Genomic DNA, 25,482 nt, shown 5'->3' with positions numbered 1-25,482 from the left:
GCCGATCCTTGCAGGCCCACCGGACGCGTACTAGAGGACGCGGCGGCGGTGCCCGGACAGGGCACGAGGAGACACCATGTCAGGCGCGGACGTGACGAACATCGGGGATGGCGACTTCAAGCAGCAGGTCCTGGACTCCCAGGAGCCCGTGCTGGTGGATTTCTGGGCGACGTGGTGCGCGCCGTGCCGCGCCATCGCGCCCTCCATCGAAGCGCTGGCCTCGCAGTACAAGGGGCAGGTGAAGTTCGCCAAGCTCAACATCGATGAGAACCAGGACACGCCGCAGGAGTACGGCATCCGCTCCATCCCCACCCTGCTCTTGTTCAAGGGCGGCCGCGTGGTGGAGCAGATTGTCGGCGCGGTGCCCAAGGCCCGCATCGAAGACGCCGTGAAGAAGGCCCTGACGTAGCCTCGCCGCCGCGGGGCCGGGCGAGAGAGCGCGCGCCTGCTGCGCTCTTCGCGCCCCCTCCGCGGCAGCCTGTCTCAGCCCAGCAACGCCACGCAGCGGCGGAGCACCTCCAGCCGCGCGTAGCGCTTGTCGTTTCCCGGCACCACGTGCCACGGCGCGTCGGGGCGGTGCGTGCGGTCCAGCATCTCCTGGATGGCCGCTTCGTACTTCTTCCACTTCGCCCGGTTCCGCCAGTCCTCCTCCCCCAGCTTGTAGCGCTTGGCCGGGTCCGCCTCGCGCTCGCGAAACCGCTGCAGCTGCGTCTTTTTGTCGATGTGGATGAAGAACTTCACCATCCGCACACCGTCCGCGGTGAGCATGTGTTCAAAAGCGTTGATTTCATCGTAGGCGCGCCGCCACTCCGTCGGCTTCGCGAAGCCCTCCACCCGCTCCACCAGCACCCGGCCGTACCAGCTCCGGTCGAACATGCAGACCTCGCCCGCGCCCGGCGTCTTGCGCCAGAAGCGCCACAGGTAATGGTGTCTGCGCTCTTCCTCTGACGGCGCGGAGATGGGCCAGACCTTGTAACCACGCGGGTCCATCAGCGTGGTGAGCCTGCGAATGGCGCCGCCCTTGCCAGAGGCATCCCAGCCCTCGAAGACGACGACGGCCTTCCGCCCCGCCAGGTAGTTCTGGATCTGCAGCGCGAAGACGCGCTCCTGGAGCGTCTTGAGCGTCTTCTCATACTTCGCGGATTCACCCACCGAGACAGACGGGTCGACCGCTGCGAGTGTCACAGTGCCGTGAGGACATACGGGAAATACGTATCCATTTGCAGTCTTGTCATCAATTTTCTGAGATCGTTTACGAGTCAAGACAGACCCTCCAAGGTTGTATTGACAGCGATGACTTCAACCGCCAAATAGGCACATAGCAGTGTCTGTGTTGGCTGACTGTTTTCACTTGGAGTATTCATGGCACGACCACGAAAAGAATTGTCCACCGTCCCGCTGACGCCGGCCATGGTGAACTGGGCCGAAGCCTTGGGAGACGCCATTGGACGCGGCATGCTGCGCGCGCTCAACGACGGGATGCCCAGGCTGGGCAGCGCCTCGCCCAGCTCCACCGCGCTCACCGCGGGCCGGCGCCGCGGCCGGCCGCCGAAGGTGATGGCGGGCGCCAGCCTGGTTTCAATGGATCGCCGTTGCACGATGGAGGGCTGTACTCGCGAGCAGCGCTCGAAGGGGCTGTGCTCCGCGCATTATCAGGCCGAACGCCGCCGCCAGATTTCGGGCGGCAAGTCGGCCTGAGTGCCTGCCCACCGGACACCCGCCCACGGCCCTGGGCGATGACCGGTCCAATGCCTCAGCCCTGCCAGGGGTCCGAAACGGACGACGTCGCCTTGAGCAGCTCCCAGGCCGCCAGCACGTCCACCACGCGTTCCACTTCATTGGGCAGGGAGCGAGCCCGCTGGGACTTGAGATAGTCCTCCGCGAAGGCCCTCAGCCGCATCCCCACGAAGAGCCGCGCCAGCGCCACCTCCGTCTGACCGCTGAAATCGAGGAAGCGCACGCCAAAGCCGCTGCGGCCCTCCGGCCCGTTCTCCCGCTCCTCCCGCACGATTTCCGCGCGCGCCTGCACGGGCGCGGCGCCCGGCTCCAGCGCGAAGCGCACGCCGAGCACGGTGCCCAGCGGCAGGTAGAAGGTGCTCTCCAGGAACGCGCCGCTGACACTGACGTTGACGGACACGAGGCTCGCCTCGAAGCGGCGCTCGCCCGCCTCGTCATCCACCCAGACCTCGAAGCGCGTGGCGAGCTGGGCGCGGGGAAAGTGGCGGTGCTCGGCCTCGCCCTGATTCATCTCAATCAACGGCGCGAAGGCCGGCCTCGGCTCGGGGCTCACCGCCGCCACGTTGCCACCAGGACGCGCCGGAACCACCGCGGGGCGGACCTCCTTCGCCGGCGCCGCGGCCGGCGCTGACGCTCGCGCGGGCGCGCGCACCGGCGCCTCCACCCGCGTGCTCCCGACTGCCTTCTGGCCACCCTTCCTCTGCATGACGCGTCCTCATCTGCCCGGGAGGACTCGCCCTCCACGTGTGTTGGTGGGGTGATTCATACACCACCCCATGCCGCGCGCCGAGAAACGCTTGCGCCCGGCCCGCGAGGATAAATCCGGAAATTCTCAGAACATGTGACGGCGCATGCTGATGTTCACCAACAAGCCGATGCTGAGCATCACGGAAAGCAGGGATGAGCCGCCATAACTCATCAACGGCAGGGTGATTCCCGTCACCGGCAGCAGGCCAATCACCATGCCGATGTTCTCGAACACCTGCCAGAAGAGCATCGCCACGACGCCCACGGCGACGAAGGCGCCGAACCTGTCACGCGCGTTGAAACCCACGCCCAGGCCGAAGATGAAGATGGCGCCGTAGAGCACCAGCAGGACGAGGCACATGACGAAGCCATGCTCCTCCGCCCACACGGAGAAGATGAAGTCGGTGTGCTGCTCGGGCAGGAAGCGCAGGCCCGTCTGGGTGCCCTCGCGCCAGCCCTTGCCGGACACGCCGCCGCTGCCCACCGCGATTTTCGACTGCGCCGCGTGATAGCCGCTGCCGCGCAGGTCCGCCTCGGGGTCCAGCCAGCCGGAGATGCGCTGGCTCTGGTGCTTCTTCAGGTGGTGCCGGACGATGGTGGGCCGAGGCTCCGGCACGTCGCGGATGTAGTCGTTCCAGATGACGATGCCCGCGGCCAGCACGGCCGTCACCAGCGTGGCCACCAGGTACCAGCGCACCTTGCCGAAGAGGATGATGGTGAGCGACGACAGGCCAATCATCAGCGCGGTGCCCAGGTCCGGCTGCACCAGCACCAGCGCGAAGGGGACGAAGACGACGAGCAGCGGCTTCCACAGCCGCGTCAGGCCATAGGAGGGCTCATTGGGCTGGAAGTCGTCGTGGTAGACCTTGGCCAGCATCAGCACGACGCCAATCTTCATGAACTCCGCGGGCTGCATGCGGAACGGGCCAATGGCGAACCAGCTCTCTGCCCCCTTGGCCGTGTGCCCGAAGAACCGCAACGCGATGAGCAGGAGGATGTTGGTGACGTAGATGGGCGCCGCCATGCGCTCTATCCACCGGTAGTCCACCAGGCACACCACCAGCACGGCGGTGATGCTCACCCCCAGGTACAGCATCTGCGAACCCCACACGGGCGAATGCGGGGGCCGCGACGCCGAGGCCAGATTCCAGATGCCCAGCGCGCACACCGCCAGCACGGAGAAGATGAGGCCCCAGGGGATGTGGGGCACCATCCGCCGCTCAATCCGCAGTTGCACGCGTGCGTTCCTCGTCGTCGCCCGGCAGCCGGGCCGGTGGCCGTACCCCCCGCGTCAGCGCCGCCTCGTCAGGACCGGGCGCGCGCGTCACGGAGGACGGCGTGTAGGGCTGGTTGGGACGCGGCGGCGGCGCCGTGGCGTCCAGCTTCTTCAAGTCGAAGTACTTCTGGAACACCGCCATCGCGGTGGGCGCCGCGTCCGAACCGCCGTGGCCGCCGTGCTCGTTGAGCACGACGATGGCAATCTCCGGCTTGTCCGCTGGCGCGAAGCCCGCGAACCAGGCGTGGTCGCGCTCGAAGAAGCTCATCTGGTGCGTCTTCAGGCGAATCGCGCCCAGGCGGGCCACCTGCGCGGTGCCCGTCTTGGACGCCACCAGGATGTCCTTGTCCCGCATGTGATTCATCCGCGCGCGGTAGGCGGTGCCGCCCGGCTCGTGCGCCACCTTCACCAGTCCCTCCACCACCGCCTTGAGGTGCGCGGGCGAAAGGTCCACCTTGCGCACCACCTCCCGCTGGAACGATTCAATGGTCTGCCCGTCCAGGTTCTCCAGGCGGTTCACCATCTGCGGCTTGTAGAGCGTGCCGCCGTTCGCGATGGCCGCGTACACCAGCGCCAACTGGAGCGGGGTGACGTTGTTGTCGCCCTGGCCAATGGAGCTGTTGAGCGCCATGCCCTTGGTGTAGCCGCCGGGCGACGCCTTGTCGTGGTAGGCGCTGGTCGGCATGATGCCGGGGACCTCGGCCACCACGTTGACGCCCGTGGGGCTGCCCAAGCCCAGGGCCTTGCCCATCTCTCCAATGGGGTCCAGGCCAATGGTGTCCGCCACCTTGTAGAACCAGGTGTCGCACGACGTCTTCATGGCGGCGAGCCCATCCATGTGCCCGTGCCCGGCGTCCTTGTGGCAACGCCAGGTGCGCGCGCCCAGGCGGTAGCCCCCCGGGCAGTTCACCACCGTCTCCGGACGGAAGGCGCCCGACTTGAACGCGGCCAGGGCGGTGATGACCTTGAAGGTGGAGCCCGGGCTGTAGTGTTCGGCGGCCACGCGGTTGATCATCGGGTCCAGCGGATCTCGCGACAGCAGCGCCATCTGCGCGGGCGTCACGCGACCGGTGAGCAGGTTGGGGTCGAAGCCCGGGCGCGACACCAGCGCGCGGATGAAGCCCGTGTTGACGTCGATGGCGACCACCGCGCCCGTCACACCGGGGAAGGCCCGCTCCGCCTCCTCCTGCAGCCGCATGTCGATGGACAGCACCAGGTTGTTGCCCGGACGCGGCGCCACCACGGCGTTGTCCCCCAGCTTGTCGTTCAGCTCCTCAATGGTCTGTCCGCGCGCGTTCACCACTTCCTTGCGCACGCCGTCGGTGCCGCGCAGCCGCTGCTCGAAGTAGCGCTCCAGCCCGCGCCGGCCAATGTAGTCCCCCAGGGCGTAGCGGGCGCCGTCGCCGTTGAGGCGCTCCAGCTCCTCCTGGGTGATTTCATTCATGTAGCCCAGCACGTGCGACAGCACGGAGTTGGTGCGGTAGTGCCGGTGCGGCACGGGCGCCACCTCCACGCCGTCCAGGATGTCCCGGCGCGCGGCCAGCCTGTCGTACTCGTCGCGCGACAGGTCCACGCGCACCGGCACCGGCTGGAAGGGGGCATTGCGCCGCCCCATGCGCACCAGGTCCTCCACCTTCTTGCGCTGGTCCGGGTCCCACTGGAGCAGCTCCGCCAGGCGAGGGATGACCTGCTCGTAGCAGTCGGTGCAGAAGGCCGGGGTGATGAAGGCGTCGAAGGACGGACGGCTGTCCACCAGGATGGTGCCACGCGCGTCCTTGATGACGCCGCGGTCGGCGCGCAGCCGCACCTCCTTGACGAAGTTGGCCACGCTCTTGGCGGCGTACTCCTCGCCCCGGGTGATTTGCAGCCGGTAGAGCTGGATGGAAAGCAGCCCCAGGCCCAGCACCATGGCCAGGCCCAGCCACAGGAAGCGCCGCTTGAGCTCGCGCCCCGGCGTCGTGTTGCCCAAGGTGGGCGGCGTCACCGCAGCAACCCCGCGGGCCGCTCCTGAGACGCCTCGAAGCGCCGCAGCAACGGATAGAGCGCCAGCGCCGCGATGCCCGTGAGCGCCACCTGCAGCGGCAGCTCCGCCAGCAGCGCGCCCGGACCGTCCTCCTTCACCGTCAGCCAGGTGAAGAAGGTGGCCAGCAGCGAATGGCCCACGTCCGCGCCCATGGCGAACAAGGCGAAGGCCAGCGGGCCCCGGACCTCCACGAAGGTCGGCACCAGCCGGCCCACCAGGAAGATGAACACGGCCAGGAAGGTGTAGAGCCAGGTGGGCTGCCCGCTCATCAGGTCCAGCAGGTACCCCACCGAGAAGGCGGAGAAGGCCCCTTCCAACAGCGAGGCCCGCAGGGCCAGGAACGCCACCAGCACCACGGTGACGTCAATCCGGCCGAGCTCCAGGCCGGCCTGCTTCACCAGGACCGATTCCAGCGTGAGCAACGCCAGCGCCAGTGCGACAGACACCAGGAACTTCATTTCGACGCGCCCTCCGCGGTGCTGCCTGGCGCCATGGCGCTGTAGGGGCTGCCCACCACCAACACCTCTTCCAGCTTGCTCGTATCCACCGCCGGAACGATGTCTGCGCCCTGGAACATGCCGTGCTCCTTCTTCTCCAGGTTCGTCACGCGTCCCACCACCACGCCGGGCGGGTAGATGCCGTCCGTGCCCGCGGTGATGATGAGGTCACCGTCCTCCACATCCTCGGTGCGCAGCATGTTCTCCAACTTCAGGGGCCCGCCTCCGGTTCCCGCCGCCGTGCCCCGGGCCCGCGAGCGCTGCACCCGCACCGCCACCCGGCTCTGAGGGTCCGTCACCAGCGCCACATCCGCATACCCGCCCGTCGCCCGGATGACCTGTCCCACGATTCCGTCCGGCGTCACCACGGACATGCCGCGGAAGACACCCTGCTGCTCCCCGCTGCTGATGCGGACCGACAGCAGCTTCGCCACCGGATTGACGCCCACCACCCGCGCGGGGATCTCCGGCCCGGCCTCCGCCTCCGCGTAGTTGAGCAGCTTGCGCAGCCGCTCGTTCTCCATCCGCGACTCCCCCAGGGCCTGCACCGCCGCGCGCAGCTGGAGGTTCTCCAGTCGCAACGCGTCATTCTCCTGCCGCACGCCCCGGAGGTCCAGGTAGTTCTGGACCCCGGCGCCTCCGCCTTCGATGAGGGCCGTCAGCCCCTGTTGCACGGGGGACGCCACGGCGATGACCGCCCGGTCGACGAAGTTGGGTTCCCTGGCCTTGCGGCCACCGAGCAGGAAGGCCACCAGCGGCGAAAGGAGCAGGAAGCCCACGATGAGGGGGCGGTAGTACCGCTTCAGGAGCGACCACACAGGCAGGAGTTTCCGGGGGTGTGACGGGGGAGCAGGGGCTGGCTAAGGGCTCTAAATCGCTTGCATTTTCCGGTGCGTTATCCTAGGCAGTCAAGGCCTGCATGGGGGGCGGTTCCTGGTCCACCACCCACCGGCCGGGCTACCAACAACACCGCGTCGCGAGTCCTTCCGCACGGCTTTTCTCGGCGCGTTTGCCCCAGAAGTGACGACAATGGACGGTCTGAATCCCCGGAAGGTTGCCTCGCTCCTGTTCATCATCGGCATCGCGGTGGTGTTCACGCTCAGTTTCGGCCCGGGCAGTACCGGCTTCAGCGCCACGGGTGGGACGACGGCGCCTGGTTCGGTGGCCTCGGTGAACGGCAAGGAAATCCCGCTGCGTGACTTCGCGGCGGCCTGGGCCCAGCAGATGAGCTTCCTGCGCTCGCAGGGCAGCCCGGTCCCCGAGTCGCTCGCCCGCCAGTTCGGCATGCACAACCAGGTGCTCGACCGCCTGGTGAACACGGAGCTGCTGGCCCAGGCGGCCGAGCGCCACGGCATCACCCCGTCCGACGAAGAGCTGCGCAAGCTCATCCACCAGAACGCGGACTTCCAGAAGGAGGGCCAGTTCGACTTCGAGCGCTACCAGCAGGTGCTGCGCGACTTCTACCGGAAGACGCCGCAGGACTTCGAGGTGGAGCTGCGCCGCCAGCTGGCGGCCCAGAAGATGATGGGCGTGGTGCGCGCCAACGCGGTGGTCTCGGACGACGAGGTCCGCGCCCGCTTCGAGAAGGAAGGCAACCAGGCGAAGGTCGTCTTCGCGCGCTTCCTGCCGGCCATGTACGCCGACACCGTCCCCGCCCCCACCGCGGCGCAGCTGACGGAGTGGAAGAAGGCGCACGAGAAGGAGATCAAGGAGTACTTCGAGGCCAACCGCTTCGTGTACCAGCAGCCGGAGCGCATCCGTGCGCGGCAGGTCCTGGTGAAGCTGTCCCCGGAGGCCACCGCCGACCAGAAGAAGGCGGCCCTGGAGAAGGCGCAGGCGCTGCGCAAGGAGATCGAGGGCGGCAAGGACTTCGCCCAGGTGGCGCGTGACAGCAGCGAGGACCCGGGCAGCAAGGCGCGCGGTGGCGACCTGGGCTGGGTGGAGCGCGGCAGCTGGGAGCCGGCGCTGGCGGACGCCGCCTTCGCGCTGAAGCAGGGCGAGGTGACGCAGCCGGTGGAGACGAAGTTCGGCGTGCACCTGGTGAAGGTGGATGAGAAGCAGGCCGCCCAGGACAAGAAGCTCGAGGACGTCCAGGACGAGATTGCCACCACGCTCTACAAGCAGGACCGCGCCAAGCAGCAGGCCCGCGCCGAGGCGGAGAAGGCGCTGGCCTCCGTCAAGTCGGGGCAGGCCCTGAAGACGCTCTTCCCGCCGGAGAAGGAGCAGCCCGCGCTGCTGCGCTTCGAGACGGAGACGCGCCCGGAGGCCGTGGAGACGGACAGCTTCACCGCCGAGGGTGAGGCGGTGCCGCACCTGGGCCCCGCGCCGGAGCTGGTGAAGGCGGCCTTCGCCGTCGGCGCCCCGCAGGCGCTCGACAGCGTGTTCCCCATGGGCGAGGGCTTCGTGGTGGCGCAGGTGGTGGAGCGCCAGAAGCCGGACACCGAGGGCTTCGAGAAGCGCAAGGAGGAGTTGCGCACCCAGGCCCGTCAGGCCAAGCAGATTGAGCTGACGGAGTCGTTCCTCAAGGCGCTGCGTGAGCAGGGCACGGTGAACACGAACACCGCCGCCATCGACTCCGTGGTGGGCACCGGGTGAGCCCCGGCGTCCAACCGTGACGCCCCCCGAGGGCCGGGCCGAGGGTACTCCCCTCCCCGGCCCTCGCTCATTGCGGGCTCGGCGGCCACACGGGCCGGGGCACCGGCTACCGCTCCGGGAACTCGTGGGAGCCCGTGCCGCCGCTGGGCGCCATGGGCTCGGCGACGCAGAGCGCGTCCCGGCCGCGGCCCTTGGCCGCGTACATGGCGAAGTCCGCCGCGCGGATGAGGTCCAACGCGGACGAGGCATGGTCCGGGTAGGTGGCCACGCCCACGCTGGCGGTGAGGCGCACGTCCAGGCCCTGCTCGTGGAGGAAGCCCTGCCCCCGGAAGGCCTCGCAGACGCGCTGGCCGATGATGGCCGCGCCCTCCGGGTCCGTCTCCACCAGCAGCATGGCGAACTCGTCGCCGCCATAGCGGAAGACGGCGTCCAGGTTCTGCCGGCCCAACGTCATCAACAGGTCCCCCACCTCCTTCAAGGTGGCGCTGCCCACCAGGTGCCCGTGGGTGTCGTTGACGCTCTTGAAGTGGTCCAGGTCCAGGAAGACGAGCGACAGCGAGTGGCTGAAGCGCTCCGAGCGCTTCACCTCCTGGTCCAGCAGGGCGCGCAGGTGCCGGGCGTTGTAGCAGCCGGTGTGCTCGTCCGTAATCGTCAGCTCCTGCACCCGCCGGAAGTTGCGCGCGTTCTCAATGGCGATGGCCGCGTAGTCCGCGATGGCGGTGAGGATGGTGAGGTCCTCGTTGGTGAAGGGCGGGTCCATGGGCCCGTTCACCAGTTCGATGATGCCCAGCACCCGGCCCCGGGCCAGCAGCGGCACCGCGAGGATGGAGCGGGTGTGGAAGGCGGAGGCTTCATCGAAGCGGGGCGAGAAGCTGGGGTCCCCGCCCACGTCATGGACGAGCCGCGCCGCGCCGGACGTGAAGACGGCGCCGGCGATGCCCTCGCCCGGGTTGAGCTGGAGGCCCTTGAGCACGTCCGCGCCGTCACCCACCGCGATTTCGAAGTAGAGCTTTCCGGTGCGCTCGTCCTGGAGGATGAGCGACCAGTTGCGAGGCAGCAGCAGGCTGCTGACCTTCTGCATCACCAGCGCCAGCACCTCGCGGAGCTCGAGCGTGGACGTCAGGGCCTTGGCCATCTCGTTGAAGGCGGCCAACTGCTCCACTGTCCGCTTCATGGCCGACAGGAGGTCCGCGGGATTCATCCGTAGAGTCCACTCCGGGGCACAAGTCTGGTAAGGCCGGGCCGAGCCGTAACATGCACATGAACGCAGATCAAACGTTGCTCGTCCTGGCCTCGGCGTCGCCGCGACGCAGGGAACTTCTGTCACAGCTGGACCTCCGTTTCACCGTCTTGGCGGCGGACATCGACGAAACGCCCCGTGCCGGCGAGGCGGCGGAGGCCTACGTCGGGCGGCTCGCCCGGGAGAAGGCCCGCGTGGTGGCTTCCCGCCACCCGGGCGCCTGGGTGCTGGCCGCCGACACCACCGTCGCCCTGGGCGCCGAGCTGCTGGGCAAGCCCCGGGACGCCGAGGAAGCCCAGGCGATGCTCACGCGCCTGTCCGGGCGGACGCATGACGTCTACACGGGCGTGGCCCTGGCCGGCCGGCATGAGGAGACGCTGGTGGTCCGCACCCGCGTCACCTTCCGCGCACTCAGCGCCGGGGAGCTGTCCTGGTACGCGCACAGCGGCGAGCCCCTGGACAAGGCGGGCGCCTACGCCATCCAGGGCCGGGGCGGCTTCCTGGTGGCCAGCGTGGAGGGCAGCACCTCCAACGTCGTGGGCCTGCCGCTGGGCGAGACGGTGGCCCTGCTGGAGCGGGCCGGCGTGCCCCTGCCCTGGAGGGCCTCATGAACGGGAGCGTGGCGGAGCGGCTGGCGTCGGTGCGGGAGCGAGTGGCGGCGGCCTGTGCCCGCGCGGGGCGGCCCGTGGAGTCGGTGACATTGGTGGCGGTGTCCAAGCTGAAGCCCGCGGACCTCATCCGCGAGGCCTACGCCGCCGGCCAGCGCGACTTCGGGGAGAACTACGCCCAGGAGCTGCGGGACAAGGCCGCTGAGCTGGCGGACCTGGACGGCCTGCGCTGGCATGCCATTGGCGCGCTCCAGACGAACAAGGTGAAGTACGTGGCGCGGGCGGCCGGAGCCTTCCACGCCCTGGACCGGCTGGAGGTCGCCCGCGAGCTGTCGAAGCGCCGCGAAGACGCCCCGCCCCTGCCCGTCTACGTCGAGGTCAACGTGGGCGGCGAGGCCACCAAGAGCGGCCTGGCACCCGGCGCGCTCGGCGCCTTCCTGGACGGAGTCCGCGCCCTGCCCGGCCTCCAGGCGGTGGGGCTGATGGCGCTGCCGCCCCCCACGGAGGACGAGGCCCGGGCCCGCGCGGACTTCCAGTCCCTGCGCGAGCTGGCCCGTGGCCACGGGCTGCCGGGCCTGTCCATGGGCACCACGCATGACTTCGAGTGGGCCATTGAAGAAGGGGCCACCGTCGTCCGCGTGGGCACCGCCATCTTCGGCGAGCGCGCGCTCAAATCTCCTTGAGCTTCACCCGCCCCTCCGAGTTCACGCTGACCTTGAACTCGGAGCCGCAGTAGTGGCAGCGCACCTCGTCCCCATGGGCGAGCGGTTCATCCACGGGGTTGTTGGCGTTGCACGAAGGACAGTCGAAGTCCTTGTGCGCCCTGCCACCTCCGCTCGCGGACTCCTTCTCGTCATCGTCGAAGTCGAAAGAACCGCCACCACCAGACATGTGCCCCTCCTGCGGGATGGCGCCCGACACCGCGGGCTGCCCCGCGCGAAGGCTACCAGCGGTGTCGTCGAGTGGACACGCCGCTGCGCGGCACTCCCGCCCGCCGGGCGAACAGGCCCTGGCCGGGAAGAGGCGCGTGGGAGTGTGACGTGGGAAGGTGTCCCTCCCCGTCCAGTGAGCGGCCCTCATTTGAATGGCGGGCCCACCACCGCGTCCGTGGAAATGGGCGGTGGCGGGAATGGTTCCAAGCCGGGTCTGGCGCGGTGCGGCCAGGCTACCTAACTTCCAAGCGAGGGAGCTCACCCGATGCAAACGCAGTCCAAGTGGGGGTTCGCGGCGGCGTTCGCGGGTCTGGTCTGGTCGGCGACGGCCATGGCCCAGGAATCCGTGAACCCGGCGTTCGGCCCCGGGGAGCAGAGCTCTTACCGCGTCAGGTACCTGGGCATCACCGCGGGCACCGCGCAGGTGACGGTGGGCGCCCACATGAAGCAATGGGGCCAGGACGTGTGGCCCATCGTCGCGGTGGCACGCTCCAACGACATGCTGGGCGTGTGGCCCATCAAGGACAAGTTCGTGTCCTACTGGCAGCCGGAGCGCCAGCACGTGGTGGGCAGTGACTTGCACGCGGATGAGAACGGCTCACGCCGCCGGCAGCGCATCAAGATGGAGCCGGATGGCAAGACGGCCTTCGTGGTGAAGCAGAAGGAAGGCGAGTCCCCGTACGAGTCCACCCGCGAGGTGACGGAGGGCACGCTGGATGTGACGGGCGCGACGTTCGCGTTGCGCAACCGGGAGCTGGCCGTGGGGCAGGAGTATGCCTATCCCGTCTTCACCGGAAGCAAGCAGTTCACCCTCCGCGCGAAGGTGGAGGGGCGTGAAATCCTGGACACGGCGCTGGGCGACAAAGAGGTCTTCAAGCTCAGCGTGAAGACGGAGTTCGGCGGCAACCTCGCCTCGAAGCGGGACATGTTCGTCTACTTCACCACGGACCCCAGCCACGTGCCGGTGCGGGTGGAGGCGGAGTTCGCGCTGGGCACCATCGTCGCGGAGATAACCGACTACAAGCCGGGCCGGAGCATGGCGGTGGCCCGCGCCGAGAATGGCGGGTAGCACCCGCCGGAGAGTGAAGGGGGGCGGATGGGAGCGGGATGGGCGTGGGCGGTGGTGGCGGCGGCGATGTCCGCCACGCAGGAGCCTCAGGTGGTGTCGCCCCTGGTCAAGGTCCGGCCGGGCGAAGCAGTGAAGGGACGCAAGGAGGCGCGCCTCAGCCTCGCGCGCGGTGAGTGCGAGGCCGTGCAGGTGGCGCTTCCCGGCCGGGTGGAGCGCCCCGCCGTGGAGAAGCTGACGCTGAAGGGGCCGGGCGCGGCGCTGAAAACCAGCGTCTGGCGCGAGGCCTTCATCGACGTGAAGACGCCGTCCAACGGCCAGGGCCGCACGGGCCCGTGGCCGGACGCGCTGGTTCCGGTGGACGCGCCGGGACATGACCCGAAGCTGCCCACCGTCTTCTACGTGGAGGTGTGCGCCCCGGAGAAGCAGGAGCCGGGGACGTACCGGGGACAGCTGCTCGTGAAGGTGGGTGGCGCGAAGGTCCGGCCGGTGCCGTTCACCGCCGAGGTGCAGCCCTTCGCCCTGCCCGCCACGTCCTCGCTGCCCAACAGCTTTGGGGTGTCGCTGTACAGCATCGCCCGGGGCCACGGCGTGAAGCCGGAGTCGGCGGAGGCGCGCAAGCTGCTGCGGGACTATGGACGCGCGCTCCTGGAGCACCGGGTGAGCGCCCACGGCATGAGCATGACGCCGCCCCCGGTGCGCTTCGAGAAGGGCCGCGCGGTGCTGGACTGGCGCGAGTACGACGCGGAGCTGGCGCCCTTCCTGGACGGCAGCCTGCTGCCCTCCGGCGCGCGCTTCACCAGCACCGACGTGCGCGACAGCAAGCACGCGAAGACGGACGCGGAGAAGACGGCGTACTACCGCGCCTTCGCCGAACACTTCCGCGAGAAGGGCTGGCCCGCGCAGCTCTTCTTCTACGCCAAGGACGAACCCAAGCCCGAGGACGTGCCGCTGGTGAAGGCCCAGTCCACGCGGGTGCGCGCGGCGGGCGCGATTCCCGTGCTCGTCACCAGCCCGCTGGATGACGCGCTGAACGGCTCGGCGGACATCCTCACGCCCACGCTCAACTGCTTCTATCCACGGCCCGGGCCGCAGACGTGCCGCAGCGTGGTGGAGGCGAGCGCGCTGCGCAAACGGCTGGCAGGTGACACCCGGGTGTGGTGGTACCAGAGCTGCAATTCGCACGGCTGCAACGGCGGCCCCCCGGCGGACAAGGCGGTGGACAGGGCCTACAGCGGCTGGGCCTCGTACATGGTGGACCACCCCGCCCCGCTCAACCGGGCCATGGGCGCGCTCGCCTTCTCCTCTGGCGTGGACGGCGAGCTCTATTTCGACACCGTCTTCGCCTACAACACGAAGAAGGACCCCTGGAAGGACGTCTTCGAGTTCGGCGGCAACGGCGACGGCACCCTCTTCTATCCGGGGACACCCGCCAGGGTGGGTCCTTCTGGCCACCAGCCCATCCTCACGCTGCGGCTGAAGCACATCCGGGACGGGTTGGAGGACTACGAGTACCTCCGGCTGCTCGCCGAGCTGGGTGACGCCGCCTTCGCCCGGACGGCCGCGCGCAAGCTGGCGCGCACCGGTTGGGACATCAACGCGGATGCGGGAGAATGGGAGGCGGTCCGCGAGGACGTCACCGCCAGGCTCCGGAAGCGGTGGGCGGAATCGGAATATGCGAAGCGCCCGGACCGTCAGACGCCGCAGAGCACCCCGTAGTCCCTGGAAGGAAAAGGATGAGCCCCCTGCGCACCCTCTTCGCGGCCCTGTTGTCACTGTCCAGCGCAAGCGCCTGGGCCCAGCTGCCAGACGCGGAGACGGACGCGCCGGAGGCCGAAAGCGCCAAGGCCGAGGAACCCACGGCGCCCCTCACCGTCGCGCCGTGCAACGCCGCGCTGCCGGCGCTGCGCACGCCCATGGCGTTCATGCCGGGTGAGGTGCTCGAGTTCGACCTCGACGCCATGGGCGCGCAGGCGGGCACCATGACGATGCGCGTCCACAAGCAGAAGGACGGGCACCTGCCCATCCAGGTGGAGGCGCAGACCAACACCTTCTTCTCCAAGGTGCGGCGCGTGCGCGGCAGCGCCACCGCGTACCTCCACCCTCGCACGCTGCGCCCCAAGCGCTACGTGGAAGACACCCTGGAGAACGAACAGCGCCGCAAGGTGGACGTCGCGTTCGGCCAGAAGGAGCGCACCGTCAAGGTGGACTACCAGTACGGCCAGCGCCCCAAGGGGCAGTTCAACTACACCTTCGACAAGGACGGCCTGGACGTGGCCGGGGCCATCTACCTGCTGCGCCAACTGCCGCTCAAGGACAACCTCCAGGTCTGCTTCGATGTCTACGGCGTGCGTCGCATGTGGCGCATGCAGGGCACGGTGGTGAAGCGAGAACAGGTGACGACGCCGCTGGGCCAGTTCAAGGCCTGGCACATGACGGGCACCGCCGTGCGCCTGGACCGACCCAAGCAGAAGCGTGAAGTCCACGTCTGGATTTCAGACGACGCGCGCCGCCTGCCGCTGGCCGCCGTGGGCACCATCGACCTGGGCGCCGTGCGCGCCACCCTCACCTCCGTATCGCGCCCGGGTGAGAAACCCCAGAAGAGTGAAGGTCAGGAAACGATGAAGTGGTGAGCGCGGCGGACGCCTCACCCCGTCGCAACACCCAAGGCCCGTGGCCAGGTGCCGCGGGCCTGCGCAGGTGCCGGTGCGCCGGGCTTCGGGCCTGACTGGAAAATTGACGGAGTGCTACCTGCCTGTAGCGTCGAGGCCATGCCCCCTCCGGCCCTGACCCTCGTCGCCCCTACGCCGTCGCGCCGTGCAGACCCGGTCCGGGTGGCGGTGGAGCAGCTCGCCCGCTCACTGCCCGCGCGCACTGACGCGGCGGTGCTCGTGGACCTGCTGGAGGATGACCTCCGCGAGGGTCTGGACGCGCTCGGCGAGGTGGAAGCCCACTTCACGGACCTGCTCGACACGCTTCGCACGGAAGCGCTGACACCGGCCGCGCTGGTGGACTCGGGTGATGACCTGCGCGTCCTTCAGCAGCTGGATTCACTCCATGACGCCGTCGTGCGGCTGCGCAAGCGCCTGTCCCAGGCCGCGGGCATGAGCCGGCTCGCACAGGCGCCGGTGGTCCACGGCCGCTGACAGCCGCGTCGGTTCGGCGGCCCCTCCCCGCCGCGAACGCCTGTCCACTGCCTCATGGTGCCCCCCCGCCAGCGCGTGGCCGCGCCAACCTGAAGGGCGAAGCCTTGTCGCTCCGCCCACCCGCGCTCAAGGCCCAGGCGCGGCGGGCGCGGGCGCGGCGGGAGCACCAGTCGTCGCGGGAGCGGCTGGAGCCCCGGCCGTCGCGGGCCCCGACACGGGAGAAGGCGTCGCCGGCAGCGGGAGCGCAGGCGCGGCGTTGAGCGGCGCGGGCGTCCCCAGCAACGGCGCCGGAGGTCCGGCATTCAGCGGCGCGGGCGTGGTCAGCAGCCCCGGCAGCGGCACGGCCGGATTCGAGTTGAGTGGCGGCTCGGTGGCGATGATTCCCGCGCTGGACTGCCCCGTGCCGACGAACGCATCGAACGAGCCCGGCGCCAGCGGCTGCACGGTGAATGAACCGAAGGTGGACGTGGGCGGCGTCGCAAACGCCCCCGTCGCCGTGCCACTCCCGGGCGCCCCCACCACCACGGTGGTCCCATCCAACGGCGCCACCGGGAGCTGTCCCGAGTATGTCGCGGGCGTGTTCGTCACCGCCGGCACCGGCAGCTCCCCACTGATGACCTCGGGCGTCACCGGCGCTCCTGGCACCGCCGGGGTCGGCACGGGCGTGGTCGCCAGGCCTCCTGGAGCCGTCGCCGGCACCGGCACCCGCGTGACGGCCCCTGTCCTCGCCGCTCCGTCCAACCCCGCCGTCCCGCTGCCTCCGCTGGCCGACGGCGCGGGTGGAGGCGAAGCGGTGACGGGCGCCCCCACCGTGGCGGAGGGCGGTACCGGCGTCAGCGAGCGCCAGCTCAGCGGCGGATTGCCCGTGTTCTCCACGAAGGGCCGCGAGCTCACCGCGGCGCCGCCCACGTCAATGGCCACGTCCTCGAACACGAACTGGATGAAGCCACGCGGCTCGACCCGCGGCGGGAGGTTCCACACCAGCACCACGAGCTCCGTGTCGTCGTAGCGCGCCTGCCGCAGGAGCCGGTGGGTGTCGTCATCCGCGTACGCGCCAGCGGCCAGCGCCGCCGCGTGCACGAAGGCCGTGTCCGTCAGCAGCTGCCCGTTGCGCCAGACACTGCCCACGCCCCACACCGCCACCGCGGCGTGGGTGCGCGTCATCGCCGTCCAGCCCAGGCCACTGTCGCCATAGAGGGGGACGTCCAGCAGCACGCCGCCGCCAATGGCATGTTGAGGCGGGCGAGGAAGCGGGCCCGAGCCCCCCTGCCCCTGCTCCGGAGGGAAACCAGGCCGCGTCAGCTCCACCCGGAACTCCGTGGCCCCCAGCCGGAAGGACGCCTCCAGCGTCCCCTTGTCGCCATAGGTGGCGCCCGGAGGGGACACGCGGTCCTCGACCGTCAGCGACGCGCTCCCCGTGCCGCGCTCGGCGAGGTCCGTGAAGGGAAGTGAGCCTTGGATGAAGAAGCCGTCTGGCTGCTCGGTCCTCGCGCTGGCCTCGCGGCCCTCGAACGTGAACCCGCCTGGCGCCGCCGCCAGTAAACCGGACAGAACGAACGTGGTGAAGGGTCCCGCCATCGACGCTGCCTCCTTGGTTTACAAGGTAGGCAGCGGAGCGGGGAACGGCATGCCCCACCCCTGCGAACTAGATGAGGCCGCGCGCCCTGCGGATCTGCTCGACCGTCTTGTTGTACTCGATGTCGAAGGCGCTGGTGCCCTCCTGCAGGTGCTTCAGGCGGGAGCGGGCTTCCTTGTCGATTTCGTCGTCCACGTCGAGGTGACGCTTCATGACGGCGAAGATCTTCTGACGCAGCCCGTTATCCGCCGAGTACACCTCTTCGACGTTCCGGCTGATGAGCAGGAACTCAATCATCTGGTTGATGACGTACTCGATGCCCTCGTCGCCCATCTTGAAGCCGCGGACGTCCGCCATCTCGCGCTTCACCTGGTTGAACTTGGAATAGTCGTAGCCGCGACGCTCCAGCGCTTCACGCGTCGCCTGGTTCACACGCTCCTCGTTCGCAAGGTACTCACGCATGATGGCTGACAGGTCCATCTCGGCGTCGGCCACGCGCATCGGCTCCACCTCGATGTCCCCGTCCTGCATGAGCTGCTGAATGGCCTCGCGCGAGATGATCGGGATCACCTTCGGATACAGCCTCATGTCGGTCCCTCGCCCTCTGTGAAACGTGCTCGGAATCGTCAACCGCTATAGTTCAGCGCCGAGCCCAGTCGCAATGAAAAACCCCAGGAACGTCGCGCTTCCAGCGCACTTCCCATCAGGTCTGCAGCGGAAATTAATCACGCCGCCCCGGGTGGCGACCCTCCCTGCGTTTTTTCGTCGACGGGTTCGTGCGCGTCGTCAAGGGAAGCCTCCCGTACGGGATCTTCCGCATCCTCTTCTGGATGCCCGTGGAGGCCCGCATGGACGCGTTCGGCCATGGCCGGCCCGACGACCTCCGCGAGCGCCTCGATGGAGGCGTCCCCCACCCGCTTGAGCGAGCCGAAGTGCCGCAGCAGCTGCTTGCGCCGCGTCTCCCCCACGCCAGGGATGTCCTCCAGCGCCGAACGAACCCGGCTCTTGCGCAGCACCTGCTTCTGGTAGGTGATGGCGAAGCGGTGGGCCTCGTCCCGCATCCGCGTGAGCATGAACAGCTCCGCCGAGTTCTGGGACAGGACGATGGGGTCCTTGCGCCCCACCACGAAGACGCGCTCGGGGCTCCGGGCGCTCTCCGCGTCGCGGTCGAACACCTCCAGGTCGCGGCTCTTGGCCAGACCCACCACGTCCACCGACTCCACGCCCACGTCCTTCATCGCCGCGTGCGCGCTGGCCAGCTGCCCCTTGCCACCGTCGATGACGAGCAGGTCCGGCAAGTCCTGCTCCTCCAGGCCCCGCTTCAGCCGGCGGGAGATGACCTCGTACATGCTGGCGAAGTCGTCCTGCTTCTCCAGCGTCTTGATTTTGTACTTCCGGTAGCGCGACTTGTCCGCGTCCCCGTCCGTCACCGCCACCTGCGACGCGACGATGGCCGAACCCTGGAAGTGCGAGATGTCGAAGCACTCCATGCGGCGCGGGAAGTTGCGCAGGCCCAGCCGCTGCTGGAGCCGGGACAGCACGGTGTCCGTCTCGTCCTTCGTGCGGCGGCGCTCCACGAAGGCCTGCTCGGCGTTCTTCGCCGCCATCTTCACCAGGTCCAGCTTCTCCCCTCGCTTGGGCACCAGGACCCGCACGCGCTCGCCCTTGCGCTCCGTGAGGAGCGCCTCCAGGCCCCCGGTGCCGTCCTCCAGCTCCAGCGGCAGCAGCACCTCCTCCGGCACGAAGCTGCCCTGGTCGTAGTAGAGGTTGACGAACGAGGCGATCAGCTCCTCATCGGGGAACTCCTGGCTGCCGAAGGGGAAGGCCTGCCCGCCGTTGAGCCGGCCCTGCCGCACCCACAGGACGTAGAACAAGATGCGGTCCCCCTCCCGGTGGAAGGCGAAGACGTCCTGGTCCTTGAAGTCGGTGGTGGCGACCTTCTGGCGCTCCAGGCTCCGCTCGATGGCGCTGAGCTGGTCGCGAATCCGCGCGGCCTCCTCGAACTTCAGCTCCTGCGCGGCGCGCTTCATGCGCAGGCGCAGGCCCTCCACCAGCTCCCCCGCCTTGCCCTCCAGGAACATCACCACCTCGTCCACGCTGCGGTGGTAGTCCTCCTGGGGCACCGGGTACACGCAGGGGGCGGGGCAACGGCCAATCTGGTGCAACAGGCAGGGCCGCTTTCGGTTGGCCAGCACGTGGTCGGTGCACGTGCGCAGGCGGAAGAAGCGGTTGACCACCCGCAGCGTCTCGCGAATGGCGCCCGCGCTGGAGTACGGCCCGAAGTAGCGCGCGCCGTCGCGCTCATACTTGCGCACCACCTCCAGGCGCGGATAGGCCTGGGTGCGATCCAGGCGAAGCGAGATGAACTGCTTGTCGTCCTTGAGCAGGACGTTGAAGCGCGGCCGGTGCTTCTTGATGAGCTCGTTTTCGAGGAGCAGCGCCTCCTTCTCGTTGCTGACGAGCACCGTCTCCAGGTCACCCAGCAGCTGGTCCAACAAGGACACGAAGACGCGCGTGTCGCCGGTGCGGTTGAAGTACGAGCGCACCCGGCTGCGCAGGTTGATGGCCTTGCCGACGTAGATGACCTGGCCGCGGCGGTCCTTCATCAGGTACACGCCGGGCCCGGTGGGCAGCGCGTCCAGCTTCTCCAGGAGCTTCGCGTCCATGACGGCCCCCGCCTACTTGCGGCTCCTGGCCCGCGAGGAGCGTCCTCCGCCCCCGCGCCCCCGGCCCTTCTTCGGGGCTTCCGCTTCCGCGCCCTTCGCCGGGGCCCGCAGCAGCGAGCGCGACGCCGGCTTGAGCCCCAGGTCCATGTCCTTCAAGAGCTGCACGCGGTCGCGGTACTCGGCCGCCTTCTCGAACTGCATCTCATCCGCGGCGGCGAGCATCTCCTTGGTGAACTCCTCGATGAGCCGCTTGAGCTCCTTCGGCTGGAGGACGTCGTCCTCGCCTTCGGCCGCCATCGGCAGGGCGCCCGCATCCCCCGCCTCGTAGGCCGCGTGCTCGGACAGGTCGGTGATGTTGCTCTTCACCGAACGCGGGGTGATGCCGTGCGCCTGGTTGTGCGCGCGCTGGATGTCGCGTCGGCGCGTCGTCTCCTCCAGGGCCTTCTTCATGGAGTCGGTGACGTTGTCCGCGTACATGATGACGCGGCCATTCACGTTGCGGGCCGCGCGGCCAATCGTCTGGATGAGGGAGACGTGGCTGCGCAGGAAGCCTTCCTTGTCCGCGTCCAGGATGGCCACCAGGGACACCTCTGGGATGTCCAGGCCCTCGCGCAGCAGGTTGATGCCCACCAGGACGTCGAACTCGCCCTTGCGCAAGTCACGGATGATGGCCATGCGCTCAATCGCGTCGATGTCCGAGTGCAGGTAGCGCACGCGCACGCCCACGTCGGCGAAGTACTCCGTGAGGTCTTCCGCCATGCGCTTGGTGAGCGTCGTCACCAGGACGCGCTCGCCGCGGGATACGCGCAGACGCACCTCCTCCAGCAGGTCGTCCACCTGGTTGCCCACGGGGCGAATCTCCACCTCCGGGTCCGTCAGGCCGGTGGGGCGGATGATCTGCTCCACCACCACGCCCTGCGACTTCTGCAGCTCGTACTCGGCGGGCGTCGCGGAGACGAAGATGGCCTGGGGCACCAGCTCCTCGAACTCACCGAACTTGAGCGGGCGGTTGTCCAGCGCGCTGGGCAGGCGGAAGCCGAAGCCCACCAGCGTCTCCTTCCGCGCCCGGTCGCCACGGTACATGGCGCCAATCTGCGGCACCGTCTGGTGGCTCTCGTCGAGCATCACCAGCAAGTTGCGAGGGAAGTAGTCGATGAGGCACGGCGGCGGCTCTCCCGCCGCGCGGCCGGAGAAGTGCCGGGAGTAGTTCTCGATGCCGCTGCAGTAGCCGACCTGCTCAATCATCTCCAGGTCGAACATGGCGCGCTGCTCCAGCCGCTGCGCCTCCAGCAGCTTGCCCTCGCGCTTGAAGGTCTGCAGTTGCTCGGTCAGCTCGTCGCGGATGGTTTGAATCGCGCGCCGGCGCACGTCCTCCTCGGCCACGTAGTGGCTGGCGGGGAAGATGACGATTTTCTCCAGCGCGCCCAGCGTCACGCCGCGCAGCGGGTCGAACTCGGTGACGCGCTCCACCTCGTCGCCGAAGAAGCTGACGCGCACGGCCCGCTCCTCCTCGTAGGCGGGGAACACCTCGACGGTGTCGCCGCGCGCGCGGAAGGTGCCGCGGTGGAAGTCCAGGTCGTTGCGCTTGTACTGGGCCTCCACCAGCTTGCGCATGAAGGTGTCGCGGCCCATCTCCTCACCCACCGCCGCGCGCACCGCCAGGTCCACGTAGCTGCGGGCCGCGCCCAGGCCGTAGATGCAGGACACGCTGGCGACGATGATGACGTCGTCCCGCGTGCGCAGCGAATGGGTGGCCGAGTGGCGCATCCGTTCGATGTTGTCGTTGATGGACGAGTCCTTCTCGATGAAGGTGTCCGTCGACGGGACGTAGGCCTCGGGCTGGTAGTAGTCGTAGTACGAGACGAAGTACTCGACGGCGTTGTTCGGGAAGAGCGACTTGAACTCGCCGTAGAGCTGCGCGGCCAGCGTCTTGTTGTGGGCCATCACCAGCGTGGGCCGCTGCACGTTGGCGATGATGTTCGCCATCGTGAACGTCTTGCCCGACCCGGTGACGCCCAGGAGAGTCTGATAGCGGTCGCCCCGCAGGAGGCCCTGCGTGAGTTCGCCAATGGCCCTCGGCTGGTCGCCTTCGGGCTTGTGGTCGCTGACGAGCTGGAAGTCCGACATAACCGCGAGACTTAACACCGCGCGGGTGGGAAGGCCGGATGTTCGTGACCGCGCTACTTCGAAGTGTCCTGCCGCTGCAGCGCTTCCAGGGATTGCAGCCGGGCAGCCTCGAACTCATCCCCCTTGTTCCAGCGCGGCAGCCTCGGTTGCCGGGCGACATGGGCCCCCAGCAGGAAGAACAGGCGGACGTCTTCCACCGCGCCGGAAAAGTCCCAGTCCGGGCGCAGCTCGTCCGACGGCTGGTGGTAGTGCTTCGACTCCCAGACCTCCCGCTGCTGCTTGCCCCAGCCCTCCGGCTTGCCGATGAAGTCCATCCCACTGCCGAAGTACGCGGCGGGAATGCCGCGCTTGGCGAAGTTGAACTGGTCCGACCGGTAGAAGAAGCCCCGGTCCGACAGCTGGTCCGCCTTCACCACCCGGCCCTGCGTCTTCGCCAGGGCGACCAGCGTGGCGTCCAGGCTCGACTTGCCCAGGCCGATGACGGTGAGGTCGCGGGTGCGGCCATGGACATTGGCGCCGTCGATGTTGATGTTGGCGGCGACCCGGCCGTGGGGCACGGGCGGGTGCTCGGCCAGGTACTGCGAGCCCAGCAGCCCCTGCTCCTCGGCGGCCACGGCGGCGAAGAGGACGGAGCGGCGCGGCGCCTTGGGCAGGGCCTTGAAGGCCTTGGCGATGTTGAGCATCGCCGACACACCAGACGCGTTGTCGAGCGCGCCGTTGTAGGTGGTGTCCTCGCCCGGCTTGCCGCCTTCCTTCTTGCCGAGGTGGTCATGGTGCGCGGTGTAGAGCACCACCTCCTGGGACAGCTTGGGGTCGCTCCCGGGCAGCAGCGCCAGCACGTTGGCGGTGGGGCTGCGGCGCACCGTGTTGGTGAGGCGCGACGACACCGTCACCCCGAGCGGCACGGGCTGGAAGTCGCGTTGCTGCGCGGCGGCGTACAACGCGCCCAGGTCCTTGCCCGCCAGTTGCAACACCCGGCGCGTGGCCTGCTCGGTCGTCCAGGCCTTCACCTGGAGGCGCGGCCCCTCCGCGGCGGGCAGCTCGAATTGCTCTCCCGTCCACGACGTCTGCACCACCTGCCACGGGTAGCCCGCGCTCGGCGTGGTGTGGATGATGATGGCGCCCGCCGCGCCCAGCTTCGCGGCCTGCTCGTACTTGTAATCCCAGCGGCCGTACCAGAGCCGCGTCTTCCCGGCGAAGAGCCGCGGGTCATCCTCCGGGTCGCTGTTGAGGATGAGCAGCGTCTTGCCGCGCAGGTCCATCCCCTTGAAGTCGTCCCATTGGTACTCGGACGCCTGGATGCCGTAGCCCACGAAGACGAGCTCGGACGCCTCCAGCTTCGACTCGGGGGCCTGCACGCCGGACACGGCGATGAAGTCCTGGTGGAACTTCAGGTGCACCGCGCCCTCGGGCGCCTGGAACGACAACGCCTTGGGGCTGCTGGTGACGCCCATCAGGTCGAAGGGCTGCAGGTACGAGCCGTCCGTGCCCAGCGGCTTGAGCCCCAGCGCCTCGAACTGCGCGGCGATGTACGCCTGCGCGAGCGCGTCGCCCCGTGTGCCGGGACCACGCCCCTCCAGCAGGTCATTGGCGAGGAAGCGCACGTGCGCGCGCAGCACCTCCGGAGCGATGACACCGGACGCGGACTTCTCCGCGGGCGTCGTCAGCTGCACGCGCTGCGCGAGCGCGGGAGCGGAGCAGAGGGCGAAGAGCAGGGGCAGCGAGCGCATCATGGTGCCCCGAGCCCTAACACGAAGCCCGGGACACCCGAAGCACCGCCTCAGCCCTGGAGCGGCGCCACCTTCCACGTCGTGCCAGCAGGCGTGTCCATGATTTCCACGCCCTTCTGCTTCAGCTCGCCACGCACCCGGTCCGCGGCGGCGAAGTCCTTCGCCGCGCGGGCAGCGGTGCGCTCGCCCAGCAGGCGCTCCACCTCCGCCACGTCGATGTCGCGCTCGCGCACGGCGCGCGCCCGGCGGCGCAGCAGCCACGCCTCGGGCGCGTCCTCGAAGAGGCCCAGGACGCCGGACACTCCGCGAACGTCCTCACGCAGCGCCTGCAGGGTGCGGCCCACCAGGGCCTTGTCCTTCACGGGCGGCTTGTCGGTCAGCTCGTTCATCATCCCGAAGAGGCCCGACAGCGCGCCCAGGCCGCCCGCGGTGTTGAAGTCGTCGTCCATGGCGGCCTCGAACTCGGCGAAGAAGCGCCGCGGGTCGCCGTGCAGGGGCCCCTTGCCGAAGTCCTTCCCTGAGATGCGCTCGTCCACCTTGCGGAGCGTCTCGTAGAAGTACTCCATGCGCGTCTCCGCATCCGCCAGCGCCTTGTCGGAGAACGACAGCGGGTGGCGGTAGTGCGTGGCGAGGAAGAAGAAGCGCAGCGCCTCCGGGTCCACCTTGGTCAGCGCGTCGCGCAGGCGCACCACATTGCCCAGCGACTTGGACATCTTCGCGCCTTCCAGGTCCAGGAAGCCGCAGTGCATCCAATACCGGGCGAACGTCACGCCGTTGGCGGACTCGCTCTGGGCGATTTCGTTCTCGTGGTGGGGGAAGATGAGGTCCAGCGCGCCGCCGTGGATGTCGAACGTCTCCCCCAGGTACTTCGCGCTCATGGCGGAGCACTCGATGTGCCAGCCCGGACGGCCGGGGCCCCAGGGGCTCTCCCACGCGGGCTCGCCCGGCTTGGCCGCCTTCCACAGGGCGAAGTCGAGCGGCTCGCGCTTCTGCTCACCCGGCTGCACGCGGTCGCCCACGCACAGCTCGTCCAGGTTGCGCTTGGACAGCTTCGCGTAGTCCGCGTCGCTGCTCACGGAGAAGTACACGTCGCCCTGGGAGGCGTACGCGTGGCCCTTGTCCACGAGCTTCTGGATGATGGCGATGATTTCGGGGAGGTGGTCGCTCACCCGCGGCGAGAAGTCCGGCTCCAGCAGGTGGAGCGCCCGGGTGTCCTCCCGGAAGATCTCCACGTAGCGCGCCGCCAACGCCACCGGGGGCTCCCCCGTCTCCGCGGCCGCCTTGATGATTTTATCGTCCACGTCCGTGAAGTTGCGGACGTACCGGACCTTCAGGCCCCGGTGACGGAGGTAGCGGACCACCACGTCGAAGGAGGTGAAGGTGCGGGCATTCCCGATATGGATGTAGCTGTAGACGGTAGGACCACAGACGTAGACCCCCACCTCGCCAGGAATGGCGGGCTGCAGCAGCTCCTTCTGCATGGTCATCGTGTTGAAGAGCCGAATAGCGGGCGGGG

General features: G+C 69.0%; 23 protein-coding genes. 9 read left to right on the top strand and 14 right to left on the bottom strand.

Annotated elements, in window-relative coordinates:
• The first annotated feature begins 76 nt into the window (after positions 1 to 76).
• On the top strand, positions 77 to 409 hold the full coding sequence (gene trxA / locus HV824_RS07125) for a thioredoxin (protein ID WP_163780053.1): 333 nt from the start codon (positions 77 to 79) through the stop codon (positions 407 to 409).
• A 74-nt stretch (positions 410 to 483) separates the two neighbouring features.
• Here the strand turns inward: trxA and HV824_RS07120 are convergent, their stop codons facing one another.
• Positions 484 to 1,152: a polyphosphate kinase 2 family protein gene (locus HV824_RS07120; RefSeq protein ID WP_368670820.1), complete on the bottom strand. Its 669-nt coding sequence runs from the start codon at positions 1,150 to 1,152 to the stop codon at positions 484 to 486.
• A 210-nt stretch (positions 1,153 to 1,362) separates the two neighbouring features.
• Between HV824_RS07120 and HV824_RS07115 the strand changes: the two genes are divergently transcribed.
• On the top strand, positions 1,363 to 1,698 hold the full coding sequence (locus HV824_RS07115; protein ID WP_176415362.1) for a hypothetical protein: 336 nt from the start codon (positions 1,363 to 1,365) through the stop codon (positions 1,696 to 1,698).
• A gap of 55 nt (positions 1,699 to 1,753) precedes the next feature.
• On the opposite strand, the gene HV824_RS07110 is transcribed toward HV824_RS07115, so the two are convergent.
• From HV824_RS07110 to mreC, 5 genes are all read right to left on the bottom strand, one after another.
• A complete protein-coding gene (locus HV824_RS07110; protein WP_176415361.1) occupies positions 1,754 to 2,443 on the bottom strand; it encodes a PilZ domain-containing protein in 690 nt (229 codons plus the stop codon).
• Between the two features lie 126 nt (positions 2,444 to 2,569).
• Positions 2,570 to 3,697, bottom strand: a complete 1,128-nt coding sequence (gene rodA, locus HV824_RS07105; protein WP_176422961.1) for a rod shape-determining protein RodA — start codon at positions 3,695 to 3,697, stop codon at positions 2,570 to 2,572.
• A gap of 7 nt (positions 3,698 to 3,704) precedes the next feature.
• The gene (gene mrdA / locus HV824_RS07100; protein ID WP_163780060.1) at positions 3,705 to 5,744 is read right to left on the bottom strand and encodes a penicillin-binding protein 2; all 2,040 of its coding nucleotides are present in this window, start codon (positions 5,742 to 5,744) and stop codon (positions 3,705 to 3,707) included.
• Complete coding sequence (locus HV824_RS07095) at positions 5,741 to 6,241, bottom strand: hypothetical protein (RefSeq protein ID WP_163780062.1); 501 nt, start codon at positions 6,239 to 6,241, stop codon at positions 5,741 to 5,743. Before HV824_RS07095 ends, mrdA begins: the two co-directional genes overlap by 4 nt.
• The gene (gene mreC, locus HV824_RS07090; RefSeq protein WP_163780063.1) at positions 6,238 to 7,098 is read right to left on the bottom strand and encodes a rod shape-determining protein MreC; all 861 of its coding nucleotides are present in this window, start codon (positions 7,096 to 7,098) and stop codon (positions 6,238 to 6,240) included. Before mreC ends, HV824_RS07095 begins: the two co-directional genes overlap by 4 nt.
• A gap of 211 nt (positions 7,099 to 7,309) precedes the next feature.
• On the opposite strand from mreC, the gene HV824_RS07085 reads away from it, so the two are divergent.
• A complete protein-coding gene (locus HV824_RS07085) occupies positions 7,310 to 8,875 on the top strand; it encodes a SurA N-terminal domain-containing protein (protein WP_176415360.1) in 1,566 nt (521 codons plus the stop codon).
• A gap of 106 nt (positions 8,876 to 8,981) precedes the next feature.
• Here HV824_RS07085 and HV824_RS07080 read toward each other — a convergent pair whose 3' ends face one another.
• Positions 8,982 to 10,076, bottom strand: coding sequence for a diguanylate cyclase (locus HV824_RS07080; RefSeq protein WP_176415359.1), 1,095 nt, complete (start codon positions 10,074 to 10,076; stop codon positions 8,982 to 8,984).
• A gap of 53 nt (positions 10,077 to 10,129) precedes the next feature.
• Here HV824_RS07080 and HV824_RS07075 point away from each other — a divergent pair, with 53 nt between their 5' ends.
• Positions 10,130 to 10,726 (top strand): nucleoside triphosphate pyrophosphatase, encoded by a 597-nt coding sequence (locus HV824_RS07075; protein WP_176415358.1) that lies wholly within the window; start codon positions 10,130 to 10,132, stop codon positions 10,724 to 10,726.
• Positions 10,723 to 11,406 carry a YggS family pyridoxal phosphate-dependent enzyme gene (locus HV824_RS07070; protein WP_176422947.1) on the top strand — a complete coding sequence of 228 codons (684 nt, stop codon included), beginning with the start codon at positions 10,723 to 10,725 and terminating at the stop codon, positions 11,404 to 11,406. Before HV824_RS07075 ends, HV824_RS07070 begins: the two co-directional genes overlap by 4 nt.
• Here HV824_RS07070 and HV824_RS07065 read toward each other — a convergent pair.
• Positions 11,393 to 11,614 carry a hypothetical protein gene (locus HV824_RS07065; protein WP_176415356.1) on the bottom strand — a complete coding sequence of 74 codons (222 nt, stop codon included), beginning with the start codon at positions 11,612 to 11,614 and terminating at the stop codon, positions 11,393 to 11,395. The genes HV824_RS07070 and HV824_RS07065 overlap by 14 nt on opposite strands.
• A 306-nt stretch (positions 11,615 to 11,920) precedes the next feature.
• Between HV824_RS07065 and HV824_RS07060 the strand changes: the two genes are divergently transcribed.
• The 4 genes from HV824_RS07060 (at position 11,921) to HV824_RS07045 (ending at position 15,867) form a co-directional block, all read left to right on the top strand.
• Positions 11,921 to 12,724 carry a DUF3108 domain-containing protein gene (locus HV824_RS07060; RefSeq protein ID WP_176422946.1) on the top strand — a complete coding sequence of 268 codons (804 nt, stop codon included), beginning with the start codon at positions 11,921 to 11,923 and terminating at the stop codon, positions 12,722 to 12,724.
• 27 nt (positions 12,725 to 12,751) lie between these two features.
• Positions 12,752 to 14,440, top strand: coding sequence for a DUF4091 domain-containing protein (locus tag HV824_RS07055; RefSeq protein WP_176422945.1), 1,689 nt, complete (start codon positions 12,752 to 12,754; stop codon positions 14,438 to 14,440).
• Positions 14,441 to 14,457: 17 nt separating this feature from the next.
• A complete protein-coding gene (locus HV824_RS07050; protein WP_176415353.1) occupies positions 14,458 to 15,354 on the top strand; it encodes a DUF3108 domain-containing protein in 897 nt (298 codons plus the stop codon).
• A gap of 138 nt (positions 15,355 to 15,492) precedes the next feature.
• On the top strand, positions 15,493 to 15,867 hold the full coding sequence (locus HV824_RS07045; RefSeq protein WP_176422944.1) for a hypothetical protein: 375 nt from the start codon (positions 15,493 to 15,495) through the stop codon (positions 15,865 to 15,867).
• Between the two features lie 126 nt (positions 15,868 to 15,993).
• Here HV824_RS07045 and HV824_RS07040 read toward each other — a convergent pair whose 3' ends face one another.
• From HV824_RS07040 to cysS, 6 genes are all read right to left on the bottom strand, one after another.
• Positions 15,994 to 17,445: a hypothetical protein gene (locus HV824_RS07040; RefSeq protein ID WP_176422943.1), complete on the bottom strand. Its 1,452-nt coding sequence runs from the start codon at positions 17,443 to 17,445 to the stop codon at positions 15,994 to 15,996.
• 67 nt (positions 17,446 to 17,512) lie between these two features.
• Complete coding sequence (locus HV824_RS07035; protein WP_013939209.1) at positions 17,513 to 18,031, bottom strand: DUF507 family protein; 519 nt, start codon at positions 18,029 to 18,031, stop codon at positions 17,513 to 17,515.
• A gap of 137 nt (positions 18,032 to 18,168) precedes the next feature.
• Complete coding sequence (gene uvrC / locus HV824_RS07030; RefSeq protein ID WP_176422942.1) at positions 18,169 to 20,109, bottom strand: excinuclease ABC subunit UvrC; 1,941 nt, start codon at positions 20,107 to 20,109, stop codon at positions 18,169 to 18,171.
• A gap of 12 nt (positions 20,110 to 20,121) precedes the next feature.
• Positions 20,122 to 22,236 carry an excinuclease ABC subunit UvrB gene (gene uvrB / locus HV824_RS07025; protein ID WP_176422941.1) on the bottom strand — a complete coding sequence of 705 codons (2,115 nt, stop codon included), beginning with the start codon at positions 22,234 to 22,236 and terminating at the stop codon, positions 20,122 to 20,124.
• A 53-nt stretch (positions 22,237 to 22,289) separates the two neighbouring features.
• Positions 22,290 to 23,969, bottom strand: coding sequence for a M28 family metallopeptidase (locus HV824_RS07020; RefSeq protein WP_303623413.1), 1,680 nt, complete (start codon positions 23,967 to 23,969; stop codon positions 22,290 to 22,292).
• Between the two features lie 47 nt (positions 23,970 to 24,016).
• The gene (gene cysS, locus HV824_RS07015) at positions 24,017 to 25,471 is read right to left on the bottom strand and encodes a cysteine--tRNA ligase (RefSeq protein WP_368738032.1); all 1,455 of its coding nucleotides are present in this window, start codon (positions 25,469 to 25,471) and stop codon (positions 24,017 to 24,019) included.
• Positions 25,472 to 25,482 lie beyond the last annotated feature (11 nt).

Origin of the sequence: Myxococcus sp. AM009 (genome assembly GCF_013372605.1) — a bacterium.
Taxonomy (GTDB): Bacteria; Myxococcota; Myxococcia; order Myxococcales; family Myxococcaceae; genus Myxococcus; species Myxococcus vastator.
The sequence above is the reverse complement of the archived record's forward strand: the minus strand, read 5'-3'. Positions and strand labels throughout refer to the sequence as shown.